Below are 14537 nucleotides of genomic sequence, written 5' to 3'. Positions count from 1 at the left end.
TGGGTTGAGAGTGACTTAGATACATTGAGCGCTCAATACCCCAACCCCAAGTTTCAATCCCTGTAAGGGTTTTGGGTTGAGAGTGACATTGTCGCGGCTTGGTTTTGGTTGAGCGAAAATCTGGTTTCAATCCCTGTAAGGGTTTTGGGTTGAGAGTGACGCATTCGATACGTTCAACAAGATTGGCTCTGCCGATGTTTCAATCCCTGTAAGGGTTTTGGGTTGAGAGTGACCTCGTGACTCCAAATGGTTCTACTCTTGTTCGCTGGGTTTCAATCCCTGTAAGGGTTTTGGGTTGAGAGTGACTATCTGGTGTGCTCAGTTTGAAGAGCAAGTCGATAGTTTCAATCCCTGTAAGGGTTTTGGGTTGAGAGTGACCTGCGATAGATTATATTGCGGTCTTGTTCCCTTCGTTTCAATCCCTGTAAGGGTTTTGGGTTGAGAGTGACGAGCTATGGCTATTCGTATTGGTGTCAAGTTCGTCGTTTCAATCCCTGTAAGGGTTTTGGGTTGAGAGTGACGCTTGTGTAGATCATCCATACAGAAATCTATCCGAGGTTTCAATCCCTGTAAGGGTTTTGGGTTGAGAGTGACGCTCACCCTAGAGTGAGCCCGCGTGTTGGAGATTGTTTCAATCCCTGTAAGGGTTTTGGGTTGAGAGTGACCTCGGATCCGCCATATTATTTTCTCTGATGAGAGTGTTTCAATCCCTGTAAGGGTTTTGGGTTGAGAGTGACAGCATCAGCAACGATCGCAGCCTAAAATTACCTGTGTTTCAATCCCTGTAAGGGTTTTGGGTTGAGAGTGACGTGACCCGTCTCCCCGTTGGGTTTGAGGCAAAATTTCTTGTTTCAATCCCTGTAAGGGTTTTGGGTTGAGAGTGACGCATTGTTCGCCTCCTGTTCGCCTTGTTCGCCTGAGGTTTCAATCCCTGTAAGGGTTTTGGGTTGAGAGTGACCTATCTCATCGCTCAACAAAAATCTCAAATTGGGTTTCAATCCCTGTAAGGGTTTTGGGTTGAGAGTGACCTTGAGCCTGTGGAACCCTTACTTGCTCCGCTAATGTTTCAATCCCTGTAAGGGTTTTGGGTTGAGAGTGACTAGAGATTCCTCTATCGGCCTCTATCGCTTGCAGGTTTCAATCCCTGTAAGGGTTTTGGGTTGAGAGTGACCATAGGCTTATGTCTTCGACATAAGAGTATTGTCTAAGTTATGTCATGTTTCAATCCCTGTAAGGGTTTTGGGTTGAGAGTGACATCGATTACGGCGTACGATCGATCTCTTAAAAATGTTTCAATCCCTGTAAGGGTTTTGGGTTGAGAGTGACCAGACAGCTCGTGATCTTCCGAAGCTTCTTGAAAGTTTCAATCCCTGTAAGGGTTTTGGGTTGAGAGTGACGAAAATAAACATTAGAAACCATGCCATTTAAGGTGTTTCAATCCCTGTAAGGGTTTTGGGTTGAGAGTGACATCATCAATTTACTGTTGATGTCCGCTCCAAACGTGTTTCAATCCCTGTAAGGGTTTTGGGTTGAGAGTGACATGAACTCTTACGGTAAACCCCATGCAATCAGCTTTGTTTCAATCCCTGTAAGGGTTTTGGGTTGAGAGTGACCAGCTTTCAACGTGCCCTAGAATACGCGCTGAATGTTTCAATCCCTGTAAGGGTTTTGGGTTGAGAGTGACGAAAAGGTACTCAGAATCGGACTTGCCACTAAAGGTTTCAATCCCTGTAAGGGTTTTGGGTTGAGAGTGACGGAAGTTTGACAGACTAAACCTAGGCGTGTTAAGTTTCAATCCCTGTAAGGGTTTTGGGTTGAGAGTGACCTGTATTTGCGCTGCAAGATTGGCCAGAATTTCATATGTTTCAATCCCTGTAAGGGTTTTGGGTTGAGAGTGACTAGGGTTTTGGATTGAGTTACTACTATAAACCTTAGTTTCAATCCCTGTAAGGGTTTTGGGTTGAGAGTGACCTTTTCTTGAATAGTGCCATTTTTCCCCACAGCAAGTTTCAATCCCTGTAAGGGTTTTGGGTTGAGAGTGACCAATTGTTTTTGAATCGCGGTATCTTCGTCAATCTGTTTCAATCCCTGTAAGGGTTTTGGGTTGAGAGTGACTTGTTTAAACCTCTATAATATCGTCTTCGGTTTCGTTTCAATCCCTGTAAGGGTTTTGGGTTGAGAGTGACGAAATTATCAGCACCCAAAGTAGTTGTTTTGGCATAGTTTCAATCCCTGTAAGGGTTTTGGGTTGAGAGTGACGAGCCCAATCTGCTCCGGTAGTTGATGGCATCAGGTTTCAATCCCTGTAAGGGTTTTGGGTTGAGAGTGACACTCACAGTCATATGTTGGCGGAGGTCAAAAGGTGTTTCAATCCCTGTAAGGGTTTTGGGTTGAGAGTGACATCTCCAAGTTCAAACTACCTAAGAGGTTGCTAGGTTTCAATCCCTGTAAGGGTTTTGGGTTGAGAGTGACGGATCAGGTTTTCCTGAGCCTTCGTATCGTTGCAGGTGTTTCAATCCCTGTAAGGGTTTTGGGTTGAGAGTGACTTTACCAATCCATTCGCCATCGTTCTATCTCCTAAAAGTAAGTTTCAATCCCTGTAAGGGTTTTGGGTTGAGAGTGACCTTCCATCGTCGATTGTGTTTGCAATAGACACAATCGTTTCAATCCCTGTAAGGGTTTTGGGTTGAGAGTGACCAGGGCGATCGCTTTGTCGAAGTGTGGGTATTGAGTTTCAATCCCTGTAAGGGTTTTGGGTTGAGAGTGACGCTCCCAGTCTTCGCGTTCTACACCATATTGCAAGGTGTTTCAATCCCTGTAAGGGTTTTGGGTTGAGAGTGACGGTGATAGATTTCCTCTGCCATTTCGGGGAGGTTGGTTTCAATCCCTGTAAGGGTTTTGGGTTGAGAGTGACCCCAACCTGTAAGAATTCGGCAGCAAATGATATTTGTTTCAATCCCTGTAAGGGTTTTGGGTTGAGAGTGACGGATAGCGGTGATGATGATCGGCGGGTTTTGGCCGTTTCAATCCCTGTAAGGGTTTTGGGTTGAGAGTGACTTGAGCGACGTAATTGCAGATGCGATCGCACTTTCGTTTCAATCCCTGTAAGGGTTTTGGGTTGAGAGTGACCAATGGGCGAACAATAGCTTTATGCGATTTAGCTGTTTCAATCCCTGTAAGGGTTTTGGGTTGAGAGTGACGCGATCGCCTTTTGCCTTTCAGGTGATGAAAATGGCTTTTGTTTCAATCCCTGTAAGGGTTTTGGGTTGAGAGTGACTCGTCACGACCTAGTGATTGTTCAAGAAAAGTTGGTTTCAATCCCTGTAAGGGTTTTGGGTTGAGAGTGACGGAAAATGAAACTGTTGTACCGGTACCAGCGTTTGGTTTCAATCCCTGTAAGGGTTTTGGGTTGAGAGTGACGGGTTTAGTCCAGTACCGGGAGTAAGTAGAGATGCGTTTCAATCCCTGTAAGGGTTTTGGGTTGAGAGTGACTCCGACGAAATCACCGAGTGTAAAGGGTTTCGAGTTGTTTCAATCCCTGTAAGGGTTTTGGGTTGAGAGTGACTTTTGGGTAGTACCAGCACGGCTATAGGATACGGTGTTTCAATCCCTGTAAGGGTTTTGGGTTGAGAGTGACTTAATGTGGTGTACGTGGAATTCTTCAGGTATGGGTTTCAATCCCTGTAAGGGTTTTGGGTTGAGAGTGACTTTGTCGGGCTCCCTCTTTTTTGAGGCCTTCTTGGTTTCAATCCCTGTAAGGGTTTTGGGTTGAGAGTGACTGTGCCCTATTAGTTTGGGTTAAGCAGATTAAGCGTTTCAATCCCTGTAAGGGTTTTGGGTTGAGAGTGACAGCAGGTTCTAAAGCGATTGCCCTAGCTAAAACTGTTTCAATCCCTGTAAGGGTTTTGGGTTGAGAGTGACGTCTTAGTATCAATATTAGAAATTGTGGAATCCAGGTTTCAATCCCTGTAAGGGTTTTGGGTTGAGAGTGACGCTGTAAGATTTCCCCAAAAGATAGCCCAGTAAATTGTTTCAATCCCTGTAAGGGTTTTGGGTTGAGAGTGACACTTGCTCGATTAACCGGGTATACTGCCAATCATTGTTTCAATCCCTGTAAGGGTTTTGGGTTGAGAGTGACGTTTTCTTATCACACCAAATAGCGCAATAAAAGAGTTTCAATCCCTGTAAGGGTTTTGGGTTGAGAGTGACCTAGGGTTTCATTTTGGGAGAAGGGAACTACTAGTTTCAATCCCTGTAAGGGTTTTGGGTTGAGAGTGACGGGTGATCCCGCTGCGGTTAGTTTGTTATTAGCAGGTTTCAATCCCTGTAAGGGTTTTGGGTTGAGAGTGACTCACCGCCTTGCAAATGTAGAGATTCCAAAAATCTGTTTCAATCCCTGTAAGGGTTTTGGGTTGAGAGTGACAAGACTGTGTTTTTGAAAGCAGGAACCTATGTTTTTGTTTCAATCCCTGTAAGGGTTTTGGGTTGAGAGTGACAATAAGGTCTCATTTTGGGGGAAGGGCACTAGTAGTTTCAATCCCTGTAAGGGTTTTGGGTTGAGAGTGACGTAACGACAGAGATCACAAAAATGATCAGCATCTTTGTTTCAATCCCTGTAAGGGTTTTGGGTTGAGAGTGACTTCTTATAGGTTTAAAATTCCAACCCAATCTTAAAGTTTCAATCCCTGTAAGGGTTTTGGGTTGAGAGTGACGTTTATACTTTGGTGGCATCAACTCAGTATCGGGTGTTTCAATCCCTGTAAGGGTTTTGGGTTGAGAGTGACTTGGTTTGAGTACTTCGCTTGATGGAATTCTAGGGTGTTTCAATCCCTGTAAGGGTTTTGGGTTGAGAGTGACAAGCCACGTTTATGTTTAATTGGGTTTCTAATAAAGTTTCAATCCCTGTAAGGGTTTTGGGTTGAGAGTGACATTTTAGGATTAGGGTTGTCATCAACTAGCCAATAGTTTCAATCCCTGTAAGGGTTTTGGGTTGAGAGTGACTTAATCGATCAATTTCCCGGTTTTGCTCTAGTAATGTTTCAATCCCTGTAAGGGTTTTGGGTTGAGAGTGACTTTAGCTGATCTCACCAAAGTGTCAACCCTAGCTGTTTCAATCCCTGTAAGGGTTTTGGGTTGAGAGTGACCCTGTATGAGCAGCTGAAAAATGATAAACCTCAAGTTTCAATCCCTGTAAGGGTTTTGGGTTGAGAGTGACGATGTGCCATTAGGGTTAACTTTTTTCAAGTGGTAGTTTCAATCCCTGTAAGGGTTTTGGGTTGAGAGTGACGCCAGCTTTTTCTTTATTGATTCTCTCATCCAGTGTTTCAATCCCTGTAAGGGTTTTGGGTTGAGAGTGACCAAAATTAACCTATTCGATTGGAATCAGATTGCTAGTTTCAATCCCTGTAAGGGTTTTGGGTTGAGAGTGACCACACTTGAAAGATGCCTTCATTTCGGTATACTCTGTTTCAATCCCTGTAAGGGTTTTGGGTTGAGAGTGACCAGGTTTTTACCCATTTCGGATGAACCAACTCCAAGTTTCAATCCCTGTAAGGGTTTTGGGTTGAGAGTGACAGCGGTTAATTCTCAAATCTGCCAAGTATTAGGAGTTTCAATCCCTGTAAGGGTTTTGGGTTGAGAGTGACTCGCATAGGTCTAAAGTTCCAACCCAATCTTAAAGTTTCAATCCCTGTAAGGGTTTTGGGTTGAGAGTGACAATAAGGGATCAGCGTTTAATGTTGTTTCTTCTATGTTTCAATCCCTGTAAGGGTTTTGGGTTGAGAGTGACGGCATAGTAGAGCTCAGGAGCATTCTTAAAATCGGTTTCAATCCCTGTAAGGGTTTTGGGTTGAGAGTGACACCTGGAGATTAAACCTAATACCTGCGCTATATAGGAGTTTCAATCCCTGTAAGGGTTTTGGGTTGAGAGTGACTCTTTTTCTCTGCCTTTTCCTCTGGTGTTAGAATTGTTTCAATCCCTGTAAGGGTTTTGGGTTGAGAGTGACGGGGTGTAGGGTAGTTCAAGATAATAGGCTCTTCTGTTTCAATCCCTGTAAGGGTTTTGGGTTGAGAGTGACAACTATCTTTTGAATAACAGCCAAATTTAGAAACATGTTTCAATCCCTGTAAGGGTTTTGGGTTGAGAGTGACCATTGGCACACTTCTATAAATCCTTTCCACACCTTGTTTCAATCCCTGTAAGGGTTTTGGGTTGAGAGTGACTGCCAGGTCTCCCCTAGAAATTGCCCTCCTAATAGGGTTTCAATCCCTGTAAGGGTTTTGGGTTGAGAGTGACGTCTGGATTCACAATAAAGGTATCCTGTTCATCAGTTTCAATCCCTGTAAGGGTTTTGGGTTGAGAGTGACTTGAGTAAATGTCTACCCATTCGCCTGAAATCTTAGTTTCAATCCCTGTAAGGGTTTTGGGTTGAGAGTGACCAGAATTAGGCTCAGAAGTCGATTCAGCTTTTGTGTTTCAATCCCTGTAAGGGTTTTGGGTTGAGAGTGACAGATTCACCCCAATCCGGAGGCATCTCAGATTTTGTTTCAATCCCTGTAAGGGTTTTGGGTTGAGAGTGACAATCTTACACAAAAAACAGTGAAAAAAACTTTTATGTTTCAATCCCTGTAAGGGTTTTGGGTTGAGAGTGACCCCATTAGGTCATGATAAATTAATCATTGGTCACGTTTCAATCCCTGTAAGGGTTTTGGGTTGAGAGTGACTAAATAAATCCGTTTCCTGTTAAACCCCCCGTTGGTTTCAATCCCTGTAAGGGTTTTGGGTTGAGAGTGACTCCTTGTTCATGTTTTGATTCATCATTAATATTTGTTTCAATCCCTGTAAGGGTTTTGGGTTGAGAGTGACTCTAGTAGGATTACTATTTTGAAATCCCAAGCTTTGTTTCAATCCCTGTAAGGGTTTTGGGTTGAGAGTGACCTAGCTTTCCTTACCCACACAAAAATGTTCAGGAAGTTTCAATCCCTGTAAGGGTTTTGGGTTGAGAGTGACATTTTAGAGATTGGCTCTGGATTCCAAAATGTAGGGTTTCAATCCCTGTAAGGGTTTTGGGTTGAGAGTGACCTAAATAGGATGATAGGGGTTAGTGATTGGCAGTAGTTTCAATCCCTGTAAGGGTTTTGGGTTGAGAGTGACGGCGGGAACCTGGAATAGTTGCTGTATGCAGTTTTCAAGGTTCGACTGCGCGAATCGTTGAAATTGTAGCATTTTTGAGTGGGATTCGGCTGCAATTTCATATGAGCTGAATCTTTGTATGTCAGAGAAGGCAAGGCTTTCAAGTGGTGCGCGAATCTCATTTGGATGAGCAGGCATGAACAGCAGGAGTACAAGGCATTTCGGCTTTTGTCAGCATATTTCCTTCCAAACACCTACCCCTCCGCGCATCAAACAAAGAAGATTGTGTCATCTCGTAGGGCTTCTCCGCCAATCCGCTCTACTTTAGCCTGACAACAGCGGCAGAGAAAATAAAAACGAATGCTGTCTTGTTCCGGTTTTATCAACTTGCTCAAGCGCGATCGCAACTTGGCATACTGAGTTTCGGTTAATTCGCACTCAAACACGCTGTACTGCATCCACTGCCCATAGGATTTGAGGATTTTATGGATTTTGGTACGGCGCTTATCCTCAGGAATGTCATAACTAATAACAACATACATAGGAGTGAATGAGTGAATGATTGAATTATCGGATTAATGGATGAGCGGATTTTTCCAATTGTTTATTTCAAAACCAGGGGAGGATACTTATCGGTTTCCGCCATCAGGTACTTGGCCAAAAGACGCGCCTGGATTTCAAATGCTTCCTGATACGTGCATTGGGTTTGCAGAACGGGATGCTTAAATTTGGATTGCTTTTTTTGCTCGTACAGCCGTAGGAACGTGCGTAGTCCATCTGATGTTAAGGAAACAGCATTACTGAGGGGTTCAGTGACAAAATCTTGGGGAGCGATCGCCCGTCGATTGATACTACTGAGCACGACTGCATCCACCACCAGGGGCCGAAACTCTTCCATCAAATCCAGTGCCAGTGAGGGTCGCCCGTAGCGTTGAGTATGCAAATATCCTAAATAAGGATCAAACCCCACCAAATTCACCGCGCTTTGTACATCATGGCGTAGCAGAGCATAGCCCAGACTGAGCAGGGCATTCACCGGATCGGTGGGAGGACGACGGTTGCGAGACTTGAACTGAAAGCCATCGGCACGAATCAGGCAATTAAAGCTGCCAAAGTAAGCAGCACTGCCACTGCCTTCCAAGCCTCGCAAAGAGTCGATGGTCTGAGTCCGTTCAATGGGGGCGATCGCTTGCTCTAACTGAGTTACTGCAGGTTGAAGTAGGAATTCCGGTGATTCCCGTTGGGCACGCATCAGGGCATTACGATAGTTCTTCAGCTTGCCTCGAACGAAGCCACGCACCACATGGAGGGCAGGCTCGGAGGGGGCAATCGCCTTCCACTGCGCCGCTCGAACAAAAATATTTTTCGTTAGCTCTGGCTCCAACCGTCCCAAATAACGTCCGGTCTGGGTCAAAAAGCTGAGCGCGATCTTGCGTTCCAACAGCTCTATGACAACCGCCGGAGAAACCGTCGCTCGTCCCAGTACAACAACACCATCCAATTTGATGAGAGGCACATCAAGGAGAGTTTGTTTGTTAGCGCGAACGGTTAGACGCTCATCTGTTTTACCGATGTAGCTATCATCCTGAGTGATATAAAGAGTTCCCATAGGTATTTGTCCTTCTCAATCTACTTCTCGGTAGCGGGCCACTTTATCAGCTGCTTTGGGTAAACATTGGCTGTAGAGGCTACAGCCCTTGCAGCGAGGTGAGTACACAGCAGGGGGCATTTCGCCTGTGGTCAGGATGTGGTGAACTGCTTCAATGGTGGCGATCGCTTGTTGTCGTAGCTCTGGGGTAATTTCTACGGGCTGCCGTTGATGAGACTGAGCGTAGTAAATGTAGCCCAGAGTTACCGACTGTCCGGTCATCTCTTCGATACAGAGAGCCTGGGCGCATACCTGCAACTTGTCATTGTCAAACTCACCTCGGTGTCCCCGTTTGTATTCCACCGGAAACCACTGGCCATCACTTTCCTCAATGAGATCTGATTTTCCGATCAAGCGATACCGTTCGGACTTGAGCCAAACAGCCCGAACTTGCCATGTATCCTCTCGTTGTCCTTCGCCTGTGGTATGAACGCGATCGTGCAGGCTTGTTCCTTCGATGGTGTACTGGTTATCGACAAACCCACCCATACAGAACATGCGCCAACAGCGATGCGGGCAATAGGCATATTGATTGAGAGCGGCAATAGGACTGTAGTCGTTTTCAGTCATGCCTCACACTCCTGCTTCTCCAGTGGTAACCAGATTAACGCTGGCAGGCATCTAGCGATCGCTCCCTCCAGTTCCTGGTGAATGATGTTCGATGGTGTTTTCTTTATCCATGCAGACAGCACAAAGCCTGCCGTCATAAACGGCAAAATGGTTACTCCTTCCATCGTTCTTCCTAGGATTAAAAACCGAAAACGTGAATAGAACTTACTTGCTCAAGCGGCGAACCATCCCCATGCCCATCGGAGTTTTGCGACCAACGCCACTATAGAGAGCAAAATCAGCTAGGGCATTGATTTGGCGGATGGTTTCGGGAGAGACATCGCCCAAAATGCGGTAGCTAATGGTGCCAATGCATCCGGCCCATTTGCCATCTGGATGATTAACTAATTCGGTCTGAATGTCAAAGAAGCTGGGAAACAGGCACTCGGCCAGTTCATCTTGAAAGGGAATGTCACTATACCGTTTCCAGCGGTGAAGCAGGCTATGGAAGATGCATTCGCGTGTAGGGAGGGCAGAATCGTATTTTCCCTGACGAAACGTGGCCGGAGTACAGAAGACGAAGCTGATCTGGCGATCGCTCTCCGATGCCTGTTCATAAAGCTGAGAGTAAGAACTAAAGTTAGCCCAGGGCTGTGTAGATTGGGGTGTGCCTAAGACGCTGGTAATTTGTAAGTCGGCTGGTCCCAAGTGCCAGGGTTGAGTGGGGTTGAGGTTGAGCCAGAGAGGGGTAAGGTGTCCAAACAGGGTGTCATCGAGCAGAGAGATGCGCCACCAGCAGGAAGTTCCAGCAGGGATAGGGCGGCTGTGAGTCCATTGCAATTGATGGCCTCTGGGATGGCGTTGGCATTGCCTCTCCGCAGGAGAATCGCTCACTTGCAAAGGACTGAGGGTAAAAGATTTCTCGGTCTTTTGTTCGTGAAGGCGATCGCCCAATTCCTGATCCACAGAACTCACTAATGTTAGGAAAAGGGCATGGAGGTGCTTGCCTGTAAGATAGCCGGGAGGGATGGGCGATCGGGGTTGGAGGTTAAGAATGAGACTGTGTGGCATAGTTAAACTACCCAAAAATCTTCTTCATCGGGACATTTCAGGGCAACTCCAGCGGAGGCGATCGCCAAAATTCCAGACAGGCTAGGGAAGAATAGATAATTATCATCTTTAAAGCCATCTGAAACTTTGATGGAATACCGCTCTATTCCTTGTTTTCTCAACCGTGCAATTGCCCAGCAATTTTTACCAGATTCTGAGACAACTAACCCAGGTATTAGACTATTTTGGATTTCTTCTCGAAGGGACTTAGGTAAAGTTGTCGGGCGAATACTATCGCCTGAAGAACGAACGATTGAGCAATTTCTAAATGCAGAGAGTTTACTGAGGCAGGTATTTCTGAACCTTCCCAGATCATCAACCTTTAAAGTGAATGACAATTGATAGGGATTTTTAGCTCTTTCAAGAACTTCAATCCGTCTATCATCACATTCAAATTCATAGAACCGTAAAAGATGAATTGGGTCTAAGTTCGTTTCACCCGAGTTATCCAGAAGCAATTTACGAGGATCATAAATTGCTAGATTCTGAAATAGACTATCTCGGAAATGAAATATAGGAGACCACACTGTTTTCCAATAAATTGCAAATTCTCTAAGCTCCGTTGCTGATTCTTCATATTCTCGAAATTCATCTTCGATCTCTTGGATGGGGAACTCCTGTCTGAGTAATGCATCAAGCTGTTCTGGATAGTTGAGTTCCAGAAACTTCTTAATGAATTCGTGTCGTGAGTAGGGTGATTGCTTGAATAGAGTTCTCACGAAAGACCACTGTTCTGGTTTTGTTGTCCTTATTGGGGCCTTTGATAGAATCTCAGCCGTAGCAATTTGCATCATCCGGTACTTATAGTGCTTCCAAGAACGAGAACCTCCTAAAACTTTTTTGAGTACTTCATACAAATCATGAATTAGATGTTCTTGCTCTAAATTGTGAAGCGAACTCTCCATTTCAAGTAAAGGACTAGCAACTTCCAAAAACGCTTCCGATTTCCAATAGATTTCTAGAAATGGGCGTTTCATACAGTCCAGATTTTCTAGAGCAGTTCTTAATGCGTTTCGTCCGCCAGAGCTATCTAAGTTTTCAATGCCTTGTTCCCAAGCTTTCTCTGGTAAGTAGGAGATTGCCTCAGATGGTATGTCAGCCTGTTTTTTGCCGAGAACCCGTCCAACCCGTCCAATTCGCTGCCAAAACGAGAAGCGATCGCGTGTTGAGAAAATGAGCCAGTCCAGATTTTGTCGATCGGGAGCGTTGTCCCGTTCAAAATTAAAACCAACATCTACTGTGCTAGTTGCAAGGATTACTTGGCTCTGAGCTGCCTTATGTCGTTTTTCTGGTGATTTTTCTGGCCCTGTAATACGCCCCCGAAGATCCTCAATACCTGCATCACATAACCATTTATTGAGCAAGTTTACTTGATCAAGAGAATCAAGAATGACAGCACCAAATTGGTTAGGCTTCTGCTCAATTCGTTGCAGTACTTCGTTGGCTATTTCCTTGATGAGAGATTCTTTATCCAACTGCTTCCGAATCTCTAGGCTAACTGCCGTTTGAGAAGGAAGCATTTGGTCTGTTTCTTTTTCGCCATCAACACTATAGATTCTGACACCTGTTTCTTTGAGCTTCCCTAACGCTGCTTCACATGCAGGCTCAGGAGTTGCTGTCAAAAGTACAACTTTGCGATTGCACTGGAAGTAGCCAAAGACTTTTGAAAGTGCAAGGTAGAACAATAAGCCAACAAGTTGTTTTGCATCATAAAGATGAAACTCATCAAAGATGATGGTGGCAAAGCTGTTATAGAAAACGCTGGCAATATTGCTGCGATCGAGGGGGCCGTATTGAAAGAACGCTGCATAGTAGAAAATATCTGGATTTGTTACCAGTAGCAGGGGTCTTCCAACACATTCAGGAAAAATGGTAGCAGGTTGTCGCAGTACGTTATACAGTTTCTCCCCAGACCGACGACCAACAAGATCATCAGGCCACTCTTTAACGTGTTGTGCTGAGGCAGCTTTCACGATATGAGGTAGCCCCGCATCACGTACGAATTTTCTGGCCGCTTCCGCTTGCTGTTCAATCAATGCATTAGTCGGCGCGATGTAGATGGCGTTGCGATCGCAATTATAGGCGATAACGCTGAGTCCCGCACTAGTTTTCCCGGTTCCTGTAGGGGCGAGATCCAGGATAATGTCATGGTCTTCGGCTGCCTGATAAACCTCGACCTGATGTTGCAGCATCCCATAAGGAAATGCGTTTTGGATAGTAGGCGGAACGTCGGGATTTGGACAACTGGCAATGCTACGCGGTTCCAATTCAATTTTGAGATGGCTCATGCTGTCCCCCACAAAAGTTAAGGTGGGCAGGTAAGATAAAGTCGCCGATTTGCCACGCTACTCCGCGAAACTGGAGATTTTTCAGCAGTGAAGCGGGAGGCATGGAAATGAGGTCAAATGAAAGCATTTCCAGGTTGAAAGGAATATCGGCAACGTTCAGATAGGCACTGCATCGATAAATTCCTTCCTCAAGTTCGGTGATGGGCCAAGTCTGAACTAGATCAACCCGAACTTTGCTCATGAATTTTCCAACCCGAATGTATTCCGGCAAAGGGCGATCGCCAAATACAAGTGTCCGAAACCGATTGCCCCGTTCAATCACTCGCAGCCGTCCGGTTTGAGGAAAGTTACTGGGGCGAAAGGTATTGGGCTTTTTCCCCGTGCGCTTGAGGGGCAAGTCCTCCCGTGCTGTTGCCACTCGGTTGTTGGTCATAGTGTACCAATAGGAGTCAGACAAGGCATTAAAGCGTTCAAACCGAAAAGAGGCTGCTCCCTCAACGGGCCAAGCGGGTAGGATATAGCACTGATTTGCTAAGGGGGAGAGGTCTTCCAGATACCTCGGTCGCCCAGTATCAGTGCCCAGCAGACGGTAGGGCGATCGCGCCCAGCCCAAGGCGTAGGCTAGAGCGTAATTGCCGATCACTCCTTCGGTGTAATACGTGTCAGATAGTTCCCGTGATGCAAAGAAAACGGGTTCCGCGCACCATAGTTCAATCAGTTGAGCCGTTTGAAAGCCCATATCAGGTGTGGAACTAGATAAGGGCAAATCTAGCTGAGGCATGACTTACTCCTCTTTTTTCCCTTTCTTCTTGCCCTCACTCTTCACTTTACGAAGCGGCGCGTAGGACTCATCCAGTCGCTTTAGGAACGTTTCCTGTTCCTCTGGTGACCAGTGGCGATCGACATCGGCGATCACATCATTTTGCTCGTCCGTAGAGAGTTGAAGGGAAATCCCTCTTTTGGTTACCCAGTTTGCGATAACGGTTTGGGTTGCAGACGCTAAAGCATCCGTATTAAAAGGATGTTCGAGGGATTTCCCGTCTGTAATCAGTTTGTCGTAAACCCCTTGAACGAGTTCTAGTGAACTGGGAAGTTCGGCTATACCCCCGAAGATACCGAGAATTCTGTTTTCCATACGCCCAACCCGACTGGAGACAGCACCGTAGCGGGTGGTCAGGAGGATATTGCCGAGGGCGTAGCGCAGCTCGTCAGCTGTTACATCCTTGAGGGTAATGATGTCGAGGAAATGGACTCCAGGCTTGATGTACTCACTGGTGTTAAGGGCTGTTGAAGCATTACCCTTTTCATCCCGCATCGTGCCAGTTTCAAAGATGGCGTTGATGGTGCGATCGCCAATCAGCTCTGTAGCAGGTAGGACGCTGAAGGCATCCTCTGTCCAAACACGGCTTTTTTGTGCTCCTTCTCCCCCGGCAGCAAAACCATACAGAAAACAATCAATGCACATCTCACAGGGGGCATTGGTGTTGAGAGCACAGATGGTATCCCCTTTGGGAGCGTTGTAAAGCAGATTATGTGAGCGTAGAAACTCACGTCCTTTACGCCGCTCAGGGGCAACTTGTTTCCGTTTGGTCATGACTAGGCGTGGAATTGAGGCATCGTGTTCAGGGAGCAGTCCGGCTTGAACATACTCACTGCACATGGGTTCCCCTGTGCCCTCCGTGCGGAAGATAGTTTCAGATTGGGTCGTGCGTAATACCACAACGCCAACCGTCCGCCCCTTGGGGAAGTTTTCGTATTGTTCAGCTAAGAAGGGTTGTAATTTTTGAATCGACATGATGACTTCTCCTGT

At 45.9% G+C, this 14537-nt stretch carries 8 protein-coding genes and 1 CRISPR repeat array (1 of these 9 running past the window's edge); all 8 genes read right to left on the bottom strand.

The window, feature by feature from the left end:
• A CRISPR array of direct repeats spans positions 1-7153; the repeat unit is 37 nt; unit sequence GTTTCAATCCCTGTAAGGGTTTTGGGTTGAGAGTGAC; it reaches 2253 nt to the left of the window's first position.
• 248 nt (positions 7154-7401) lie between these two features.
• On the bottom strand, positions 7402-7674 hold the full coding sequence (cas2, locus tag ACQ4M4_RS04390; protein WP_430683251.1) for a CRISPR-associated endonuclease Cas2: 273 nt from the start codon (positions 7672-7674) through the stop codon (positions 7402-7404).
• A gap of 62 nt (positions 7675-7736) precedes the next feature.
• The gene (gene cas1d, locus ACQ4M4_RS04385; RefSeq protein ID WP_430683250.1) at positions 7737-8741 is read right to left on the bottom strand and encodes a type I-D CRISPR-associated endonuclease Cas1d; all 1005 of its coding nucleotides are present in this window, start codon (positions 8739-8741) and stop codon (positions 7737-7739) included.
• A 15-nt stretch (positions 8742-8756) separates the two neighbouring features.
• On the bottom strand, positions 8757-9350 hold the full coding sequence (gene cas4, locus ACQ4M4_RS04380) for a CRISPR-associated protein Cas4 (protein WP_430683249.1): 594 nt from the start codon (positions 9348-9350) through the stop codon (positions 8757-8759).
• Positions 9347-9514: a hypothetical protein gene (locus ACQ4M4_RS04375; RefSeq protein WP_430683248.1), complete on the bottom strand. Its 168-nt coding sequence runs from the start codon at positions 9512-9514 to the stop codon at positions 9347-9349. The genes cas4 and ACQ4M4_RS04375 overlap by 4 nt, the downstream gene beginning before the upstream one ends.
• Before the next feature lie 40 nt (positions 9515-9554).
• Positions 9555-10400, bottom strand: a complete 846-nt coding sequence (gene cas6 / locus ACQ4M4_RS04370; protein ID WP_430683247.1) for a CRISPR-associated endoribonuclease Cas6 — start codon at positions 10398-10400, stop codon at positions 9555-9557.
• 2 nt (positions 10401-10402) lie between these two features.
• Positions 10403-12727 carry a type I-D CRISPR-associated helicase Cas3' gene (cas3, locus tag ACQ4M4_RS04365; protein ID WP_430683246.1) on the bottom strand — a complete coding sequence of 775 codons (2325 nt, stop codon included), beginning with the start codon at positions 12725-12727 and terminating at the stop codon, positions 10403-10405.
• A complete protein-coding gene (gene cas5d, locus ACQ4M4_RS04360; protein ID WP_430683245.1) occupies positions 12708-13508 on the bottom strand; it encodes a type I-D CRISPR-associated protein Cas5/Csc1 in 801 nt (266 codons plus the stop codon). The genes cas3 and cas5d overlap by 20 nt, the downstream gene beginning before the upstream one ends.
• Positions 13509-13511: 3 nt before the next feature.
• Positions 13512-14522, bottom strand: a complete 1011-nt coding sequence (gene cas7d / locus ACQ4M4_RS04355; RefSeq protein ID WP_430683244.1) for a type I-D CRISPR-associated protein Cas7/Csc2 — start codon at positions 14520-14522, stop codon at positions 13512-13514.
• Positions 14523-14537 lie beyond the last annotated feature (15 nt).

Origin of the sequence: Leptolyngbya sp. AN02str (assembly GCF_050565595.1) — a bacterium.
Taxonomy (GTDB): domain Bacteria; phylum Cyanobacteriota; class Cyanobacteriia; order Elainellales; family Elainellaceae; genus Kaiparowitsia.
Note: the sequence above shows the minus strand (reverse complement) of the source record. Positions and strands in the feature narration are given on the sequence as shown.

Bases quoted from the DNA above. Each gene is read 5' to 3' on its own strand.
- cas2 (WP_430683251.1), bottom strand. From the start codon at position 7,674: ATGTATGTTGTTATTAGTTATGACATTCCTGAGGATAAGCGCCGTACC.
- cas1d (WP_430683250.1), bottom strand. From the start codon at position 8,741: ATGGGAACTCTTTATATCACTCAGGATGATAGCTACATCGGTAAAACA.
- cas4 (WP_430683249.1), bottom strand. From the start codon at position 9,350: ATGACTGAAAACGACTACAGTCCTATTGCCGCTCTCAATCAATATGCC.
- ACQ4M4_RS04375 (WP_430683248.1), bottom strand. From the start codon at position 9,514: ATGGAAGGAGTAACCATTTTGCCGTTTATGACGGCAGGCTTTGTGCTG.
- cas6 (WP_430683247.1), bottom strand. From the start codon at position 10,400: ATGCCACACAGTCTCATTCTTAACCTCCAACCCCGATCGCCCATCCCT.
- cas3 (WP_430683246.1), bottom strand. From the start codon at position 12,727: ATGAGCCATCTCAAAATTGAATTGGAACCGCGTAGCATTGCCAGTTGT.
- cas5d (WP_430683245.1), bottom strand. From the start codon at position 13,508: ATGCCTCAGCTAGATTTGCCCTTATCTAGTTCCACACCTGATATGGGC.
- cas7d (WP_430683244.1), bottom strand. From the start codon at position 14,522: ATGTCGATTCAAAAATTACAACCCTTCTTAGCTGAACAATACGAAAAC.